A 19049-nucleotide genomic window follows, 5' to 3' on the forward strand; every position below is an offset into this window, starting at 1 on the left:
ACCGGGATCCACCCGTCCGCATGTGGACATGACGGGCGCCCTGCAACGCATCGGATGCGACGAGCGGTTTGGGTGGGATGAAACGAGGGTGGGCGCGGACTGTTCAGTGGCATGGGGCGGGCGACACGCCGCGCCCTCCCGAATCGGTTCCCCTTGATATTGCCTTCACGTGAATTGGTGATCCTCCATGCTGCCCGTCCCATGGAGATCAAGGCGCGCGATCTTGTGGCCGCTGGCTGGCTTGAGGGGCGGCGGCTGGGTGCCGCCCTGCGACGGGCGCGCGCGCTCGAGGCGGGCGGCATGGCGCGCGCCCCCATGCTGGTCCAACTGGAGCAGGAGTTCCCGAAACAGCCCGCCCTGATCCAGCCCCGTCAGGAGCCGGCCTCCCTGGCGGAGGCCATCGAGGCGGCGACCGATGAAGAAGCACAGAATCTCGCCGCCGTGCGCGCCCGCATGCATGAACTGCTCCATGTGCCCGTGGTGCGGCGCGGCGTGTTGATGCCCGACGCCTGCCCGACCGGATTCGCGCGCGCCTCCATTCCGGTCGGGGGCGGCATCGAGGTCGAGAACGCCATCCTTCCCGGAGCGCATTCGGCCGACATCTGCTGCTCCCTGCTCGCCACCTGCTTCCCGGCAAACCATCCGGTCGGTGAGCTGATGGACCAGCTCGCAAAGACGACGCACTTCGGGGCGGGGGGGCGTCCGCGCGGGGAGCAGTGGACCTCCCCGGTGCTCGAGGAGCCGGTCTGGGACAACCCGTTCCTCAAGGATCTGCACGGCCGGGCCCGCGATTTCCTGGGCACGCAGGGCGATGGCAATCACTTTGCCTTCCTGGGACGCATCGCGTTCACCGAAGCGCAACGTGTCACGCTGGCGGCGGCGGGGCACACCGAGTTGAGCGACTGGATCGTGCGACGCGACGGGGTGTTCCACGTGCTGGTCACGCATCACGGGTCCCGCGGCCTGGGGGCCGACGTGTACCGCCGGGGCCAGGCCGCCGCGCGACGATGGTGCGACGAGAACGCCAGGGACATCCCCGACGCCGCGGTCTGGCTGCCGTACGATTCGCCGGAGGGCCGGGACTACTGGGACGCGCTCCGGTACATTTCCCGCTGGACCCGCGAAAATCACGCGCAGATCCACGCCGCGTTTTTGCGCCGCGTCGGCCAGCGCGCCCTGGTGCAGATCGGCAACGAGCACAACTTCGTCTGGCGGCGCGGCGATGCGTTCTACCACGGCAAGGGCGCGACGCCGGCCTGGGCGACGGACGAGGGACGCCCCCGGATGGGCTGGATCCCGCTCAACATGGCGCGCGAGATTCTGCTAGTGCTGGGCACCGACAACGAACGGTACCTCTCGTTTTGTCCGCACGGCGCCGGACGCAACCGTTCGCGCCGCGCGACGCTGCGGGAGTTTCAGGATGCGGATGGTGAACTCGACGCCGGCCGGGTCCGCCAGGCCATCGCCCGCGAGACGCAGGGCCTGGACATCCGCTGGTATTCCGGCACGCCGGACCTCAGCGAATCGCCCATCGGCTACAAGGACGCGACCCGGGTGAAGGCGCAGATCGCGCAGTTCGGCCTGGCGTCCGTGGTCGGGGAAGTCCAGCCCCTGGGCTGCATTATGGCGGGCGAAGCGCCGGAACCCCACTGGGTCCGCGCCCGCCGGGAGAAGCGCGCCGCACACCGTGCGGCGCGGCGCAACGATCAGGACGTCATTGCCGATGGGATCCGTTTCGAATGAACCAAAGAAGGAATCCAGGGGCTGAAGCGTTTTGGGTCTCAAGAACTCCAAGCCATTGATGAAAATGCGGACACGTCCTCCGGATCTGTTCCAGTCCGATGCTTCGAAGAATTTCGACGCCATGCTGACGCTTGCGGTAGGCGGGATGGGCAGTCAGGAGGCGTTTCGACGGGGCAGTGTTCGGACCATCGTTGATGTCCTCGGGGTTTGGGAACCGGTTTCGGATACCGTCGAATACCGGTCTCAACGCCGGGGCATTGAGCACGCTGCAGATCGCCTCGGGCTCGGTGAAGACCATGGCTTCATATTCATGAAGCATCAGGTACGGACGCGGATCCCCCAGGCCACCAACTGGCGGTGTAGCACGTAGCCAAATGGCCCCGCCTCGTAACAACTATGCACTTCCTCGGCCAGATCCATCTGGTTTTTGACCCAAGCCACAAACTTCTCCGGCGTGAACTTCTGCGCCGGCTGCGGGCTGCTGTTCTCCAGGATGCCCACCACCACGATCGTCTCGACGTGGACGTCCAGCCCCAGCTTGATCTCCCGGTAACGCTTGCTCCCGACGGGCTTGGTTCCGGGTGTCGTTCCTGCGTGATTCGTTTTTTGATCTTCTTCATGTTCTTGGCGGGTCGGTGTAGCAATCGCTCCTCTATCCGCCAACAACTCATGTCATCTCCACGACGCTCCGCGCAGAACAACGTGGAACTTGCCGCCGGTGCGTTGGCAGGCGGCTGCGTCCAACGATGTGCTCCGACGTGCATCAAACCGCGACGAAACGGATTCGTGTCTTGACCTCAGCATCCGCACCATGCAACGAACACCGATGGACGTTCCCAGAACTCCCAACACTCCATCGCGAGCCCCGGTCTGCGGAAGTCCGACCCTCGAAAGCAGCCTTCGCGAGAGGGCACCGAAGCTTCCGCAAGACCATCCAGTCCCCATGAACCCCTGTCCGCACATCTCCCAGCCGCCCCATTCCCTCTCCACGTCCCGAGGAGCGGTCGAACGGTCGGGTTCTGCTCCGATTTCGACGGCCGGCCTCAGCACCGTCCGTTCAGTGCTTGCCTTGTGGCTCCTACTGCTTCTGCCCCGTATTGAGGCAGCCGGTCCGCCCGGGACCCTACGTTGGCAGGTTCCCTTGAAGGGCCCCGTCGCCACACCGGCGATCGGACCCGACGGGACCATCTACGCCGGGGGCGCCGAAGAACTTGTCGCACTGGACCCGGAGACGGGTGGTGCGAAGTGGAGGGTGCCAATCACCAATGTTCGAGGTGTCGCGCTTGATTCGAGTCAAGCCGTCTATTGCATGGGGTCAACCAATTTGATGGCTGTTAATCCGGTGACCGGCCAAATTCTATGGAAACGTAATGCATTAAGTTTATCTAGGGATGGCTATGCAATCGCAGATGATTGCTACCGACGAACCGATCAAGTGTATCTTCTAAAATTTGCGATTTCACCTGATCAGACAATCGCACTTGCCTCTGCTCAGGTGACAAATTGCAAGTTATTCCCACAATCGGATTTTTACACGACGACAATTAAGTCGTCTGTCTCCAGAATCGAACCGGGATCTGGAACCCCCATCGATCCAACGATTGAGTACCCACTTGTTGAAATGGGACCTCAGGATTTGGCTATAGATGCAAATGGAACTCTAATATTTGACGGGAATACCATCAGGAATCCCATAGATGATTTTCCAAATCATTACTACAGCATTCTTGGGGGAGTCGGCCGCGTTGGATCCGCATTCTCACTCGGCGGTGACGGTGCAATTTATGGAGCCAAGCAGACTATTGAGAGCGGTGTTAATTATGGATTCAGATTTCAAATGGGGGACCGAGAATTAGAATCGACGCAACATGGCATTTTTATTGTTGTATCACAGTTTGAACCGTCACAGTTTTCAAGGAGTCCCACAAGCGGGGTTTACTTGGACGACGACACTTCTGTAAATCCAATTCTAGGAAATGCTGCTGTCTATTTTTCGGGAATGTACTCCGTGTATTCCGCTGAGTTGGCTTCCGGTAGATTACTTTGGGAGGCCTTTATTCCGGGTGAACGCAAGCGAATGGCGTTGGGAGACAACGATACACTCTATATCACCTCGGAGATAAGCGCTGGACATTTTGGATCGCTCTGTAGTGTCATTGCGTGCTCATCGAGAACGGGAGCAGTATTGTGGGAGTATCGGCTTCCGGAACTACGGCCGTCATCGCCAATGCTCGGGCTTGGCGGTGATCTCTTGGTAGGTACGTCTACTTCTGTTTTGTGCCTGCGCACCTCAAGTCAAGGTCCAGCGAATTCACCGTGGCCACTAGTTCGACAAAATTCGCGAAATTCCGGAAGCCAAGTCGATGGACGATTTCCACCCTCATGCAATATCATATCTAGCCGGTCGCGCTATATTGTTGGAGATCATTTAACACTTGACAGCAATGCATACGGCCCTGGCCTGTTGTCGCAGCAATGGTATTTTAATGACATCCAGCTTTATGGAGAGACAAATCGAGTTCTGGAAATCAATAGTGTCGAGGTGAAGCACCGCGGGAGCTATTCCGTTGAAATGGAAAACCCATTCGGCAGCACAAAATGCAGTTATTATGTTGATGTGGTGCCGAACGCGACGCCTGCAATTCTTGTGAATCAAGTTTCAGTAATTGAGGATAGTGAATTTCAAGTTGGAGCTCGCATAGAATTGATTTCCGGATTCCAGGATGGGCGCATATTTTACACATTGGACGGATCCGACCCTTCCTTCGAATCTCCGGAGTATCAAGTTCCGTCGATACTAACTAATGATGTGGTGGTGAGTCTACTCGCCCTTGATTTAAACTCTGGGGAAGTTGCAAGATCCGGACCTACAAGACTTATTGTCTCACGGAATCCGTTGCCTGAACGGTTGAAATTGGAATGTCATCTCGAAGTTGATGGAATCGTTCAGAATGAGAGCTTCTACCGGCGTATTTTGAGAACGCCAGACTCATCAGATTATTCTTCCGGAGATGAAGTTCGAGTTGATGCAATCGCTGATAGATTCTCGCGATTTGTTCGATGGGAAGGTGATTTAGCTGGAAGCACTAACCAATCAGAAGTAATTAGAATTGATCGTGGTCGCACGATTCGTGCGATATTTGAACGGATTCCCAGACCATTTTCGGTATTTTCATCTGTTGAGGGAAACGGAGTAGTTTACACGACACCACCGAGGAATGCTGCAGGATCTTCAATTGAGTACTACGAACGTGGCGAGACGGTATTTGTTCGTGCAATCCCGGGAGCAGGGTGGCGGTTTGATCGATGGGCCGGCGATCTTGAAGGAACAGACCCGATCGGCAGACTGCTGATGAACTCCTCGCAGAGTGTGCGGGCAATATTTCGCGAAATTCCAGAGCACCTTGTGACAGTGCATTCTGGAGGTGGCTCCGTTTTTGGATCAGGAATCTATCCCGAAGGATCACCGGCGACCCTGACAGCAGAGCCGCTTCCGGGGTGGACCTTCCTGGGATGGATTGGGGATGTGGTCAGCGCGGAGCCAACGATCTCGTTCACGGTGACCCGGCCGATGACATTGGTGGCGCGCTTTGGGACCCAGGTGACGGCAAACAGCGTGGGTGCCGGGCATGTGGCCTTGGAACCCCAGTCCGAATGGTATCGCTACGGGACACGCGTGCATGTGACTCCGCGCCCGGAGACGGGGAACTACCTCGGACTTTGGGATGCCCAATGGTCCGGACAATCGAAGATCGGTTGGGTGCTCACCGTGACCAATCCCAGTCCATCCATCACGGGCTTCTTCGTCCCGTTGGAGGCCGGACGAAATGCGCTGATGGTTGAGACCGTTGGCGGGGGCGTTGTGGATTCGACACCGGCCCGGATGGGCTTCGACCCCTCCGAGAGCGTCCGGCTAGAGGCTTTGCCGTGGGCGGGATGGACGTTTTCCGGGTGGTCTGCGGATGCGGCGGGTACGGAGAATCCACTGTCTCTTGCGATGAGCGCCGACCGACGGGTGACGGCAACCTTCAGCGAGCTTTCGCCGGGTCCGTCGTTGGCACCGATCGGTGACCGGACCGTTGACGAGCTGAGTCTGTTGGAGATTCCCATGCAACCAGGGCATTCCACGGATGTGTTGGAAACCGTGGGCTTGGTGCTCTCGGAAGGTCCGCCCGGGATGTACCTCACAGCGGAAAGAGTTCTGTACTGGCGCCCCGAGGAATCACAGGGACCCGGCGCATATCCAGTGCGAGTTCGCGTGTTCGATGGTGACGGACGCTCCGCAGAGCAGTCCTTCGAAGTGACTGTTCTTGAAGTGAACTCCGCTCCGGTGCTGGGGCCGGTTCCGGATGCCTTCGTCCCGCATGGAGGGCTGCTTTCTGTCCAGTTGCAGGCCTCGGATTCCGACCTGCCGGCGCAAGAACTGGCGTTTGACGTGGTCGTTGGACCGACGGGTCTGACGGTGTCGCCGACCGGCGTGATCGAGTGGAATCCATCCGGCGGACCGGGCCAACCGACCAACGAGGTCGTCGTTCGGGTCACTGACAACGGCGTGCCGCCACTCTCGGCCACCACGGCGTTCAAGGTCGTCGTCCTGTCGGAGGGGTTCGCCCCGGTGTTTGACGGGTGGACGTTGCTCGCCGACGCGGCGCGGTTTGAGTTGGTGGAAGGAGCGCTTACTTGGGAGCAGGCGAAGACGGATGCGGAGGCGCGGGGCGGGCATCTGGCGACGTTTGCCAGCGCGGCCGAGTGGGAGGCTGGCAAATCCGTCTGGCAGGCCTATGGGCGATCGACCTGGATCGGAGGATATCAACTCGCGGAGGGACCCGAGCCAAGGGGCGGATGGATTTGGATCACCGGAGAGCCTTGGTCTTTTGAAGCGTGGGCACCTTCCGAGCCAAACAACTACCTCGGGTTCGTCGAAAACCATCTCGATATCCTTGCAGCTGGAGGGTGGAACGATGCGCCGGGCGCAACCCGTCAGCCTTACCTGATCGAGTATCCCGAACGGGGTCCGGTTGCGCCGTTCGATCGGTTCGAACTGAATGAGGGCGCGACGCTGGGCATCGGCATCCGTGTCTCGGATCCCGACCTTCCGCAACAGACGCTCTCGCTGGAGCTGGTGTCGGGTCCGGATGGGATGGTGCTGACGCCGGCACAAGCACTGATTTGGACGCCTACCGAGGCGCTGGGGCCGTCCACGAACGAAGTGGTGCTGCGGGTGACTGACGATGGGGATCCGCCGGCCTCGGCGACGGTGTCGTTCGGGGTCGTCGTCCGCGAAGTCAACCGGGCGCCGACGGTGTCGTCGCGTCTGGTGATGGACTTCGGGTCGGATCCCGTCGGCGTCGCCACAGTGGTTGGCACCAACAATGCCGCCTGGGTGGTCATCGGCGGGAACCCGGGCGGGTTCCTCGGTCTCACCTATTCGCGGACCAATGAGTACACCGCCCTGGTGTTGCCCCCGGTGCCGCACACCGAAGCGGTGATCGCCGGGTTCCGGATGTCGTGTGACGTGCGCGCGGGCAATGGCCCGGAGGAACGCATGGCGGACGGCATCAGCTTCAGTTTCGCCCGGGAGGGTGATCCGGTGCTGATGGATCCGTGGGATCAGCCGGGTTACGCCGGGGGATGCTGCGCTGAGACCGGCACGCGGACGGGTCTTGCGGTGTCCTTTGATACCTGGGCGGGCAACACCTACCCGGGAGCCGACGGGGACACCGACGATGTGGAGGGACTGATTGTGCGGGTGGATAACGTCACGGTGGTGAAGGTGGCAATCCCGACCCGGAACGGGGAACCGGCGGACGCCACCAGCCTGCAGACCGGTCCGCGCGACGCAGCGTACTGGGCAGGAGGCGGCAATCCGCTCTGGCCGGCCGCGTGGGCGACGCTGTCGTGGCAGCCGCTGGTGCTGGAGCTGAACGCGGAGGGGCGCTTCTCGGCCTGGTGGAAGGGGGTTCCTGTATTGGAAGACGTGGAGACGGGTTTTGTGCCGGGTCCCGGCCGTTTTGTGCTGGCGGGCCGGACGGCCAACTCGGTGGGGAACGTTCATTTGGACAACCTGCGGTTGAGCGTCATCACCCGGCACGAGGTGGCGGAGGGGGAAACCCTGACGCTGGCGCTCGATGCCAATGATCCGGACCTGCCACCGCAGGTGCTGGATTTTGAGGTGTTGCGGGGTCCCGCGGGCGCGTCAGTCAACGCAGAGGGCGTGTTGACCTGGACCCCGGCGGAGGCACAGGGGCCCTCCACCAATGTGGTGGAGGTCCGGGTTCGGGACGATGGGGTGCCGCCGGTGACCGTCATCGCCGCGTATCAGATCGTGGTCAAGGAGGTCAACCAGCCGCCCGTTTGGTCCGCGATGCCCGACCTTGCCGTGGATGAGGAGACGCCGTTGGAGTGGAATCTGGAAGCGGACGACCCGGATTTGCCGCCTCAGGCGTTGACCTTCCGGCTGGTGAGCGGTCCGGACGGCCTGCTGGTGAGTTCGGAAGGTACGCTGCATTGGACCCCTGGGGAGGCGGACGGACCGTCGGAAGTGTCCGTGACCGTCGCGGTTGACGACGACGGCGGACCCCCGCTGTCAGCAACCAACACCTTTCAGATCACGGTGCGCGAGGTCAACCGGCCGCCGCTCCTGGATCCGGTGGACGATTTTGCGATGGACGAAGGCAGTCCGCTGATCCTGGTGCTGGGCGCCTCGGATCCGGATCTCCCGCGGCAGGCACTGACGTTCTCCCTGGCGGCCGGACCTGCGGGGCTGACCGTGGGCCCGGGTGGAATCCTGACCTGGACCCCCGGCGAGGCGGACGGGCCGTCGGAGGTGGTGGTGGATGTGGCGGTGACGGACGACGGCATGCCGCCGCTGACGACGGTGGGACGCTTCCGGATCACGGTTCGGGAGGTGAACCAGCCCCCGGCGATGGCACCGGTTCCTGCGATCGAGGTGGACGAGGGAGCGCTGGTGAGCCTCACGCTCACGGCAGGCGATCCCGACCTGCCACTGCAGGCGCTGGTGTTTTCCCTGGTCAGCGGTCCTGAGGGCATGACGGTGACGCCGTCGGGGGAGCTTCGCTGGCAGACGGGCGAGGCCGACGGACCGGGGACGGTCATTGCGGAAGTGCGGGTGACCGACGACGGCGACCCACCGCAGTCGGCGGACCAGCGGATCGTGATCACGGTGCGGGAGGTGAATGAGCCCCCGGTGCTGGATCCGGTGCCAGATCAGGTGGCGGCGGCCGGCGAGCCGTTCGAATGGCTGCTGACGGGCCGGGATGCTGATCTGCCGCCGCAACCGCTGACCTTCGCCCTGGTGTCGGGGCCGACCGGATTGACCGTGGAGCGGGAGGGACTACTGCGCTGGACCCCGCCTCTGGTCGCGGCGCCTTCGACCAATGAGGTGACGGTCCTCCTGTTGGACGGTGCATTGAGCGTGCGGGGGGCCTTCCGGATTGTCGTGCCGGAATGGATCGTGCTGGGCATTCAGGCGCCGCGCGCGGATGGGCGGATCGTTCTGGAGATCCGGGCGGGGCTGTTGAAGCCCGTCGTTGTCGAGGAGGCGACGGTGTTGGGAGCCTGGGAGGAGCTGCAGCGCCTGCTTGGGTTGGGCATGGACACCCCGGTGGAGTTGTTGATCAACGCGGCGCCCGGTCCGGAGGCCCGCTATTGGCGGGTCCGCGGCGATTGAACCGGCCGCGACGCACCGCGCAGACCAACGTAGAACGGCCCCCGGCGCGATTGCGGAACCGGCGTGGAACTGCTCGGATCGGTCCCAGACACGCCTCCTTCCATGAATCGCACCGCCTCCATCCTGCTGGGCCTGTCGGCCCTCGTCCTCACGGCCACCGCGACGTCCGCCGCAGAACTGAAGTTCTCCGTCGTACCCGGATTCTTTGAGGAGAATCCCGGCGGCAAGTTGCTCGGCCCCACTCACGGCGGCGTGGTGGAGGACAAGGCCGGCAACCTCTACGTCACCACGGACACCCCGCGCGGGATCGTGGTCTTCACGCCGGCAGGGAAATTCCTCAAGACCATCGGGCCGATGCGCATCCACGGACTGGAAGTGCGCGAGGAGAACGGCGTCGAATTCATCTATGGTGCGCGTCCGGGCGATCACGAGGTCGTCAAGCTGCGGATGGATGGCAGCAAGGAATGGTCCATTCCGTTCCCGGCGGAGTCGGGGCTTTACACGGACGAGAAGGGTTTCAATCCATGCGCCGTCACCGTGGCCCCCGATGGTTCGATCTTCGTCGCCGACGGGTACGGGTCCAACCATGTGCTCCGGTTCGACCCGGATCGAAAGTTCGTCAAGGCGTTCGGGGGTGCGGGCGCCGCGGAGGGCCAATTCAACACCTGCCACGGCATCGCCCTCGATACGCGCACGGGCCGGCCGCTGCTGTTCGTCTGCAATCGCAACAACAACCGCGTCGAGCACTGGGACCTCGATGGCAACTTCGTCAAGGTCCTCCAGAAAGACCTCAGAATGCCCGCCGCCGTGCACATCCGCGGCGACCTTGCGGTGGTGCCTGAACTGCAGGGACGCGTGACGGTGCTGGACAAGACCGGAGCCATCGTCGCCCAGGTTGGCGACAATCCCGATGAGTTGCAGCGCGCCAATTTCGGCCTGCCGCCAGACCAATGGCGGGACGGCATCAGCAACTCGCCGCACGGCGCCTCGATAGACCGCGACGGCAACCTCATCGTGACGGAGTGGAGCCAGTTCGGCCATCTGCACAAGTTTGTCCTCGTGCCGTAAGGCCGCCTCCCGAGCCCCACACCGGATCCGGCCAGACCCGGTGGTCGCCGGATCAGACCCGCCCTCCCGATCCGGAAGGTGGAATGGCGATGGCGACGTAGGGGAGATTGCGGTGCCTCCCGGCCAGATCGAGGCCGTAGCCCACGACAAACACATCGGGAATCCGGAATCCAACATAGTCGGCGATCGCCGGCCGCTCCCGACGCTCCGGTTTGTCCAGCAGCACACAGGTGCGCAGGCTCGCAGGGCCGAGACGGCGCAGACGCCGGAGGACCGTGTCGAGAGTCCGCCCGGTGTCGAGGATGTCGTCCACCACCAGCACATGCCTTCCGCCCAGTTCCACCGGCGGGGTTCGGGTGATCGTCAGCAGGCCCGGCCGCGTGGAATCCCGGTAGCTGGTGGCGCGCAGGAATTCGAGACTCAGGGGCAGCCGGATTTGCCGGATCAGGTCGGAGAGAAACACCACCGTGCCGTTCATCAGCCCGACCACGACCAGCTCGCGCCCCGCGTAGTCGGCAGAGATCCGGCGCCCGAGTTCGCCCACGCGGCTCCGGATTCTGGAGGCCGGGATCAGCACGCTGCGGAGCTCCCGTCGCAGCGCCTCAGGTGGCGCACCGCCGGTGCCGGTTACCAAGGGCACCCGGGCGCCGCGCCCCGAGGCGACCCGTTCAGATATGCCGCGAGTCGGCGTGATCCTTGGCGGCATAGCCGGTCTCCTGGCGGCGCAGGTTGACCTCGTTCTTCTTCACGTACGCCGCGAAGACATCGTCCGCACTCATTCCAAGCACCTGTGCCAGGGAAATGAGGAAGTGCAGCAGGTCCACGACCTCCACCCGGGCGTTCTGTTCGTCGAACTTCTGGTACTTCGCCCACCATTTCCACGGAACACTGTCGGTGAGTTCGGCCAGCTCCTGCGTCATCGCCCGGGTGTAGTTGAGAATCCACTGGGTCCGGGCCGCTTCGTCCATCTGATCGGTGAAGACGCCAATCCGCTCGTTGAGCGCCCGTTGCATTCGAAACAATTCGCGGAGCTGGTCCGGGGGGGGCGCGTTCATGTCACGAACATTCTGGACCGTGGCCGTCCGCGGCTCAACCCGGAACCTGGAGGGTCCGCAATTGGGGCTCGCAGTTTGGCGACCGGCACGACTCTCGCTAGTGTGGATGGGTGTTCCGAAGGTTCCAACGGGTGGCGTTGGCGCTGTGTTTTGGCCTGACGCTGGCGGCGCAGGACATGCGCTACATCCGGTTGCGGACCGAGCTCATCCCCACCCCGCCGCGTCCGGTGGCGGCGCGGGCAACGGTTCCGGCACCCGACGAGGAGCCGGTCCGGGGCCTCTACCTGATCCAGTTCCAGCGGGTTCCCGACGAGGCGGCCCGGCGGGATCTGCAAGGTCGCGGCGTCGAACTTCTGCATTACGTTCCCGACGATGCCTTTGTCGCGTTGCTGGAGCAGGTCCGTGTTTCGTCGCTGCGCGCGGACCCCGCGATCCGGTGGGTGGGTCCGTATGAACCGCGACACAAGATGGATCCGCGCCTCGCGGACCTTTTTGGGGCGCAGGTGGTTGGGAGGCTGCCGGTCCGCCTGCTGACCCGGGCGGGCCTGGGCGGTGAGGACCTGGCGCTGGTCTTTCGCCACCTGCAGGGGGCGCGCCGGCGGGCGGTGCTGGGCATGGGAATGACCTACGAGGGTTCGCTGAACCTCGCCCAGTTGCGCGTGCTGGCCCAGTCCTCGGCCGTCCTTTGGATCGAGCCGGCACCCCGCATGCAACTGGTGGATGCGGTGTCCACGGAGGTGGTCGCGGGCGATGTCCGCACCCCGGGCGGCCTGGCCCACGTGCACCGATTGGGCTTCGACGGGCGGGACGTCGTGGTGGCGGTGGCGGATTCGGGCATTGATTCCGGGGATCCCGAGGTGCTCCACCCGGACCTCGACGGACGGCTGGTGGCCCTGTTTTCGTACGACAACCTGCTGGATGCCTCCGACGAGCACAGCCATGGCACGCATTGCGCCGGGATTGTCCTGGGCAACGGGGCGACCGGGGAGGTGGACGACGACGGCTACTTGTATGGCCTGGGAGTGGCGCCGGGGGCCCGGCTGGTGGGGCAGCGGATCTTTGACGGTGCGGGCAACTACCGTCCACCGCCCAGCTTCACCCGGATGGTGCAGGACGCCGTTTCGGTGGGCGCGTACGTCGGCTCGAACTCCTGGGGCGATTACTCCGGCGGCCAGTACGACCTGACGGCGGCGGAGTTTGATGCGCTGGTGCGGGACGCCGACCCGGACTTCCCCGGTGACCAGCAATACGTGCTGGAATTCAGCGCCGGCAATTCAGGACCGGCACGGCAGACGATCCTGTCTCCAGCCCTCGCCAAGAACGTGATCGCGACCGGGGCGACACAAAACAACCGATTCGAGTTCCCCCTGTACGGCGAAGGGCAGGAGGTCATGGCAGATTTCTCCTCCCGCGGCCCGACCGCGGACGGGCGGATCAAGCCCGACCTCGTTGCCCCGGGAACCTGGATCGCATCCCTGCGTTCGCTATTCGCAAACGACAACAATGCCTGGGGTCCGATCAGCGAGTACTACCTGTACCAGGGGGGGACCTCGCAGTCCGGCCCCCATGTTTCGGGCGGCGCCGCGGTCGCGATCCACTGGTACGAGGCGACTCGCGGCGTGCGCCCGTCTCCGGCCTTGGTCAAGGCGATGCTGATCAATTCCGCCGAGGACATGGGCACGGCGGTGATTCCCGACGGTGGCGGATTCTTCGGGGGCGATCCGGATGATGGCGGGGGCGGCATCGTGGTGGGGGACACCGATCCGGTGCCCAACCACGACGAGGGATGGGGGCGCATGGATCTGGTGACGCTCATTGATTCCGACCGGCGCTTCGAGTTCATCGAGCAGGATGCAGGACTGGTCACCGATCAGGTGTTCGAGCGGCGTGTGGTGGTGGGATCCGGTGACCTGTTCAAGGTGACCCTGGTCTACACCGATGTGCCGGCCCTGCCCGCGGCCATCCCCGCGCTGGTCAATGACCTTGATCTGGAGGTCGAGGCTCCGAATGGGGATCTGTATCGCGGCAATGCGTTTGCCGACGGTGAAAGCGTGGCCAACACCTTTGCGGCGGACCGTCTCAACAATGTCGAGGCGGTGCATCTCTCCGAGCCCCCGGCGGGCGAGTGGATCATCCGCGTGCGGGCTCACAACGTTGTCCAGGACATCCGCCGCCGAACCACCGGGGAGCCCGAGCAGGATTTCGTGCTGGTGATCTCGGGGCAGCTTCCCGGTCCGGGCGAGGGGGTGATCTCCTGGGATCGCGAGGCCTACCGGGCCCCCGCCACCGCCACACTGCGCCTGGTGGACCGGGATCTCGCCGACGAATCGTCCGTGCAGGTCACCGTCACGAGCACCACCGAGCCGGCGGGCCAGAGCGTGCAACTCAACCGCGTCGGCACCGGGGGCAACTTCCTGGGCACCGTGGATCTCACCCCTGACCCGCCTGCAGGAAATGATCCGAGGATCTCCGTCGCCGATGGGGATCAGTTGATCGCCGTGTACCGCGATGCCAGCCCGCCGGGCGACCGCAGGGCCGTGGCGCAGGTGGATGCCCGTCCGCCGGTGATCTCCGATGTGACGGCGGTACGGGAGTTCGGACGCGTCCGCATCCAGTGGAACAACAGCGAGCCCGCCAGTTCCCGTGTCTGGTTCGGCACCATTAATGCGGTGACGAATATGGTGTCGGATCCCGCGTTTCGCCTGAGGCCGCGGGTCAACCTGCCCCCGTTGGAACCCGGGACCACCAACTTCTTCTACGTCGCCGCCACCGACCGGGCCGGCAACACGACCACGAACAACAATGGCGGCGTCTTCCTGCGCTTCGTTGCCCCCGAGCCGTCGGCAGCGCTGCTGGTGTACTCGCCGGAAACCCTCTTTGACCTGCTCGCCGAATCCCCCTACCCGGGCATGGACTACTGGACCAGCGCTCTGGACGCCCTGCATGTGGACTACGAAGTCTGGGACACCAGCGTCGAGAATCGAGGCCCCACAGCGGAGGAACTGCGCCCCTACCGGGTGGTCATCTGGCGTCCGGAGGAGGGCACGGGCCCCGTCCCGGGCATGACCGCTGCGGTGCGCACCTACCTCGCATCCGGCGGCTCGCTGTTCGTGGTTTCGCACGATCTGCTGACCCGCCTGCAGGAGGTGAATGATCAGGAGTTCATCCGGGAGGTGCTGCATGTGGAGGGCTTCCAGGTGGACCGGGGGGCGGTGGCGATTGAGTCCGTGCCCGGGGACATCGCAGGTGCCGGCCTCCGCACCGTCCTGGACTACGCCGCGTTTCCCGGCGGCTTCCTGGTGGACCTGCTGTTTGCGCTCAACGGCCTGGATGGCTGGACGGATGTGACGGATCACATCAATCCGCTTCCCGATGCCGCCCCGGTGTTCCTGCAGGAGGACCAGCGCGTTGTGGGGCTGCGGTATCCGAGGACCGGGCAGGACAGCACCCTCGGCCGGGTGGTCTTCTACGCGTTCCCGTTTGAAGCCGTGCCGTTGGATGCCCCCGCTCCCAACAATCGGCCGACGCTGCTCGCCAATGCATTGCGGTTCCTGTCCCCGGAATTGTCGCCGGGCGGTGCGGTGGCCTTCGACCAGGGCGCCTACACCGTGCCGTCCAGCGTCGTGGTCGAGGTGATTGACAGTGATCGGGCCGGAGCCGGGATCGTGAATGCGACGGTATCCAATGGGGCCTCCCGCCTGACGCTGGAGCTGGCGGAGGGCGTGCGACGCGGGGTGTTCCGGGGGCGGTTGACCCTTCAGGAGCCGGGGGCAACGCCGGGGCCCGACCGGCTGGACGCCCGCCACGGCGATGTGCTGGAAGCCTCCTATACCGACGCGGCGAATGCGCTGGCTCTTTCGCGGGCGTCGGTGGACACGGTGCCCGCGGTGATTGACGGGGTGGAGACCGAGCCCGCGTACAATGAGGCCTACGTTTCCTGGCTCACGGACAAGCCGACCGACGCGCTTGTGCGCTACGGGGAATCGGGGGGGGACGTCTCCTTCCTGACCCGCAGCGCCTACAATGCCGAGCTGTCGCTGCAGCATGAAGTCCGACTGTCGGGCCTGTTGCCGGATCGCACCTACTACTTCCAGGTGGTGAGCCGCGACGCCGCCGGCAACGTGACCACCGACGGCACGGCGGGTCAGTTCTACACCGTCCACACCCTCCGTCCGCTCGCAGCGCCCTGGACCGACCCCTTCGACGTGCTCCAGCCCGGCTGGATCGTGATCAATGACGACCTGGGACTGGGGTTGGGCTTTCCGGATGAGGACGATGACCCGATCGGCGGCGACGGGTTCAACCTGAGCGGCTGGCAGTTCGGCGAACCCCGGAACGTTCAGGGGGTGCTGGCCCACACCGGCACGCGCATCTGGGCCACCAATCTGCGCGGGGCCAATGTGGACCTGGCCAGTTCGGACCTCATCTCCCCGGCGATCAGCCTGATCGGTGGCAACCGGGCCACGCTGCGCTTCTGGCAGTATTATGACTTCTCCGTGAGCGGCGGCACGGAGGACGACCCCTTCGGCGACTTTGTGCTGGAGGCGGCCCAGGTGGCGGTCACCGACAACGACGGCGGCACCTGGACTGCGCTGTACGCCGTGGGTGACGAGTTCTCCCTCGGATGGGAGGAGGTCGAGGTGGACCTGTCGCGGTACCTCGGGAAGGTGATCCGCGTGCGCTTCAACTATCAGATGTTTGCGTTCACTCCCGGCCCACGTCTGGGGTGGATGCTGGACGACGTGTCGGTGACCCTGAACGTGGTCCCCGAAACGCGGGTGACCGTGACGAACAACATCTCCCAGGCCGTGTTCCATCTGGTGGGACCGGCATCCGTCACGGGAGCCGGTCTTGCCTTCAGCACCAACCTGCCGCCGGGCAATTACCAGATCACCTGGGATCCGGTGCTCCATTACGAGACGCCGGCGCCCCGGTCGGGAGACCTGGGCTCCGGGGCGCCACTGACGTTCAGCGGTCATTACACGTTTCCCGATGCGAACAACAACGGGATCAGCGATCTGTGGGAGTGGACACACTTCGGCGTGGTGGCGCCGGGGTTTACGGGAGAAGACGATTCGGACGGCGACGGCACGAGTGACCGCGTCGAATGGCTGGCCGGCACCAATCCGCGGGATGTTGCGGATGTTTTCCGGCTGGGCTCCCCGGAAATCCAGTCCAACGGGACGTTGCGCTTTGCCTGGCCGACCAAGGCCGGGCGCCAGTATGTCCTGGAAGCCGGAACGCGTCCGGACGAATGGTCCACGATCGGCCTCCCCATCCGGGGCACCGGCGAGCCGGCATCGGTGTCGCTGCCCGCCCTGGACCCGCGGCTCAGCTATTTCTTCCGCGTGCTCGTCACGCCCTGATCATCGCGCGACCGGTCCGCGCGCGACACTACAGCAGCGACGCGTACAGGGCCCGGAGGTCGGCGGCGGTGACCGGCACCGCATTGGTCCGGTGACACGGATCCTCCCACGCCTGGGCCGTCAGCGCATCGAGCTGGTCTTCACGCACGCCATGCTCCCGCAGCCGGGACCGCAATCCGAGTTCTGCGAGGAAGCGGTCCACAAACCCGATGGTTTCGCAGTCGGCTTCACCATCGGCACAGCGCACCACGTCGAGGCCGCAGGCAAGTCCGACCCGGCGGTACAGGCCCGGACGCCGTTGCGCATTGAAGTTCATGACCGCGACGAGGCAGAGGGCGTTGGCAAGTCCGTGATGCAGCCCGCAGAGACTGGACAATGGGTGCGCCAGCGAGTGGGTGGCGCCCAGGTCCTTTTGAAAGGCGACCGCCCCCATCGCCGCAGCCACCAGCATCCGCCCCCGGGCGTCGAGGTCCCGCCCGTCCCGCATCGCCCGCGGGAGTGCGTCCACAATGAGCCGGATGCCTTCCAGCGCGATGCCGTCGCACATCGGATGAAAGGCGGGGCAGGTGAAGCTTTCGATGCAATGGGTGAGGGCATCGGCGCCGGTGGCGGCGGTCAGCTTCGGCGGCAGGCCGGTGGTCAGCTCCGGGTCCAACAATACGAGCCGCGCGAGGAGTTCCGGATGGAAGAGGACGGCCTTGCGTCGCGTGGCGGCGAGGGTGATGACCGAACTGCGTCCCACCTCGCTGCCGGTCCCCGCCGTCGTGGGAATGGCGACGAAGGGTGCCAGTCCGGACCAGTCGGGCTCCTCGTAGAACCGCGTCAGGTCAAACCCCGGACGACGTGCCAGGAGTCGCGCCGCCTTGCCGGCATCGAGGGCGCTGCCCCCCCCGATGGCGATGACCCCGTCGCACCCGTGCTCCAGGAACAGTGCCGCGGGCTGGCGGACGTCGTCCTCAATTGGATTCGGATGGACCCCGGCAAAGACAAACCAGGATCGGTCCCGTTCCCCGGCCCCGAGCGCAGTGACCAGGGACTGGAAGGCCTCGGTGGCGGCCAGGCCTGGGTCGGTGACGACGAGCGGGCGGGAGACGCCCAGGCGGGCCAGTTGGGCGGGCAGTTCCCCCAGCACACCGGGGCCGAACCGCGTGGGGGTGGGGAACGAGAACGAGGTGGTTTCCATGTCCGTGGGCGCGGAGCGTATCGGGTCGGCCGCGGCGTGGGAGTGGAAACCGTGCGCCCGACGGCGTGGGAGCGACACGCTGCCGCCAGCCCCCGTCCCCTCCGGGGAGCCTGTTGCTTGATCCACCTCAGGATTGAAGGCGACCCTGGCCCCCCGGTTCCGGCGCACAGCACGGCCGATGTCACCGTCTTGTAACCGGGCCGCCGTTGCGTAGCCTTCCGCCATGCCTAGGACGACACGCAGAATGTCGAAGATTCTGGTGGTGGACGACGAGCCGGATGCGCTGGAGCTGGTGAGCTTCAACCTCAAGGCCGCGGGCTATGAGGTGGTGACGGCCGACGACGGTGGCGATGCCCTGAAGAAGGCGCGTCAGCACGTGCCGGACCTCCTCCTCCTGGATCTGATGCTGCCGGAGGTGGACGGCCTGGAGGTATGCAAGATGCTCCGGCGCGATCCCGCAACGGCAGGCATCCCGATCATCATGCTCACGGCGAAGGCGGCCGAGATTGACCGGGTCCTCGGGTTGGAACTCGGCGCCGACGACTACGTCACGAAGCCCTTCAGCCCGCGGGAGCTCGTCCTCCGGGTAAAGAATCTGCTCCGCCGCCGGAACGTCGGCGACGAAAAGCCCGACCAGTTCTCCGTGGGTGACCTCTTCATTGACGTGCCCCGGCATCTGGTGACGGTGGCCCGCAGGCGGATTGATCTCACGGCCACCGAATTCAAGCTGCTGACCGTGCTGGCCCTGCGTCGTGGACGGGTGCAGTCGCGGGAACAGCTCCTGCGCGACGTCTGGGAATACGACAACATCATTGATACCCGGACGGTGGACACCCACATGCGCCGGCTCCGGGAAAAGCTTGGGGCGGCGTGCCGGTATCTCGACACGGTTCGCGGGGTCGGTTACCGCTTCATCGAAAACTGACCGGGAACCGGTTGGTTCG

At 64.4% G+C, this 19049-nt stretch carries 10 protein-coding genes; 5 read left to right on the plus strand and 5 right to left on the minus strand.

Annotated features, from left to right (window positions below; translation table 11 throughout):
• Positions 1–201: 201 nt before the first annotated feature.
• Positions 202–1743, plus strand: coding sequence for an RtcB family protein (locus KF791_04835; protein MBX3731903.1), 1542 nt, complete (start codon positions 202–204; stop codon positions 1741–1743).
• Here the strand turns inward: KF791_04835 and KF791_04840 are convergent.
• A complete protein-coding gene (locus KF791_04840) occupies positions 1715–2062 on the minus strand; it encodes a DUF4276 family protein (GenBank protein ID MBX3731904.1) in 348 nt (115 codons plus the stop codon). The genes KF791_04835 and KF791_04840 overlap by 29 nt on opposite strands.
• Positions 2062–2409: a hypothetical protein gene (locus KF791_04845; protein MBX3731905.1), complete on the minus strand. Its 348-nt coding sequence runs from the start codon at positions 2407–2409 to the stop codon at positions 2062–2064. The genes KF791_04840 and KF791_04845 overlap by 1 nt, the downstream gene beginning before the upstream one ends.
• A gap of 475 nt (positions 2410–2884) precedes the next feature.
• On the opposite strand from KF791_04845, the gene KF791_04850 reads away from it, so the two are divergent.
• Together KF791_04850 and KF791_04855 are read left to right on the plus strand one after the other, a co-directional pair.
• On the plus strand, positions 2885–9433 hold the full coding sequence (locus KF791_04850) for a PQQ-binding-like beta-propeller repeat protein (GenBank protein ID MBX3731906.1): 6549 nt from the start codon (positions 2885–2887) through the stop codon (positions 9431–9433).
• A 102-nt stretch (positions 9434–9535) separates the two neighbouring features.
• On the plus strand, positions 9536–10501 hold the full coding sequence (locus KF791_04855; GenBank protein ID MBX3731907.1) for a 6-bladed beta-propeller: 966 nt from the start codon (positions 9536–9538) through the stop codon (positions 10499–10501).
• A 52-nt stretch (positions 10502–10553) separates the two neighbouring features.
• Here the strand turns inward: KF791_04855 and hpt are convergent, their stop codons facing one another.
• Positions 10554–11207 carry a hypoxanthine phosphoribosyltransferase gene (gene hpt / locus KF791_04860; GenBank protein ID MBX3731908.1) on the minus strand — a complete coding sequence of 218 codons (654 nt, stop codon included), beginning with the start codon at positions 11205–11207 and terminating at the stop codon, positions 10554–10556.
• A complete protein-coding gene (locus KF791_04865; protein MBX3731909.1) occupies positions 11170–11556 on the minus strand; it encodes a dUTPase in 387 nt (128 codons plus the stop codon). The genes hpt and KF791_04865 overlap by 38 nt, the downstream gene beginning before the upstream one ends.
• 110 nt (positions 11557–11666) lie before the next feature.
• Between KF791_04865 and KF791_04870 the strand changes: the two genes are divergently transcribed.
• Positions 11667–16922: a S8 family serine peptidase gene (locus KF791_04870; GenBank protein MBX3731910.1), complete on the plus strand. Its 5256-nt coding sequence runs from the start codon at positions 11667–11669 to the stop codon at positions 16920–16922.
• Between the two features lie 28 nt (positions 16923–16950).
• Here the strand turns inward: KF791_04870 and KF791_04875 are convergent, their stop codons facing one another.
• On the minus strand, positions 16951–18105 hold the full coding sequence (locus KF791_04875) for an iron-containing alcohol dehydrogenase (GenBank protein ID MBX3731911.1): 1155 nt from the start codon (positions 18103–18105) through the stop codon (positions 16951–16953).
• Between the two features lie 244 nt (positions 18106–18349).
• On the opposite strand from KF791_04875, the gene KF791_04880 reads away from it, so the two are divergent.
• On the plus strand, positions 18350–19030 hold the full coding sequence (locus KF791_04880) for a response regulator transcription factor (GenBank protein ID MBX3731912.1): 681 nt from the start codon (positions 18350–18352) through the stop codon (positions 19028–19030).
• The last annotated feature ends 19 nt before the right edge of the window (positions 19031–19049 follow it).

Source organism: Verrucomicrobiia bacterium (genome assembly GCA_019634635.1).
Lineage (GTDB): Bacteria > Verrucomicrobiota > Verrucomicrobiia > Limisphaerales > UBA9464 > UBA9464.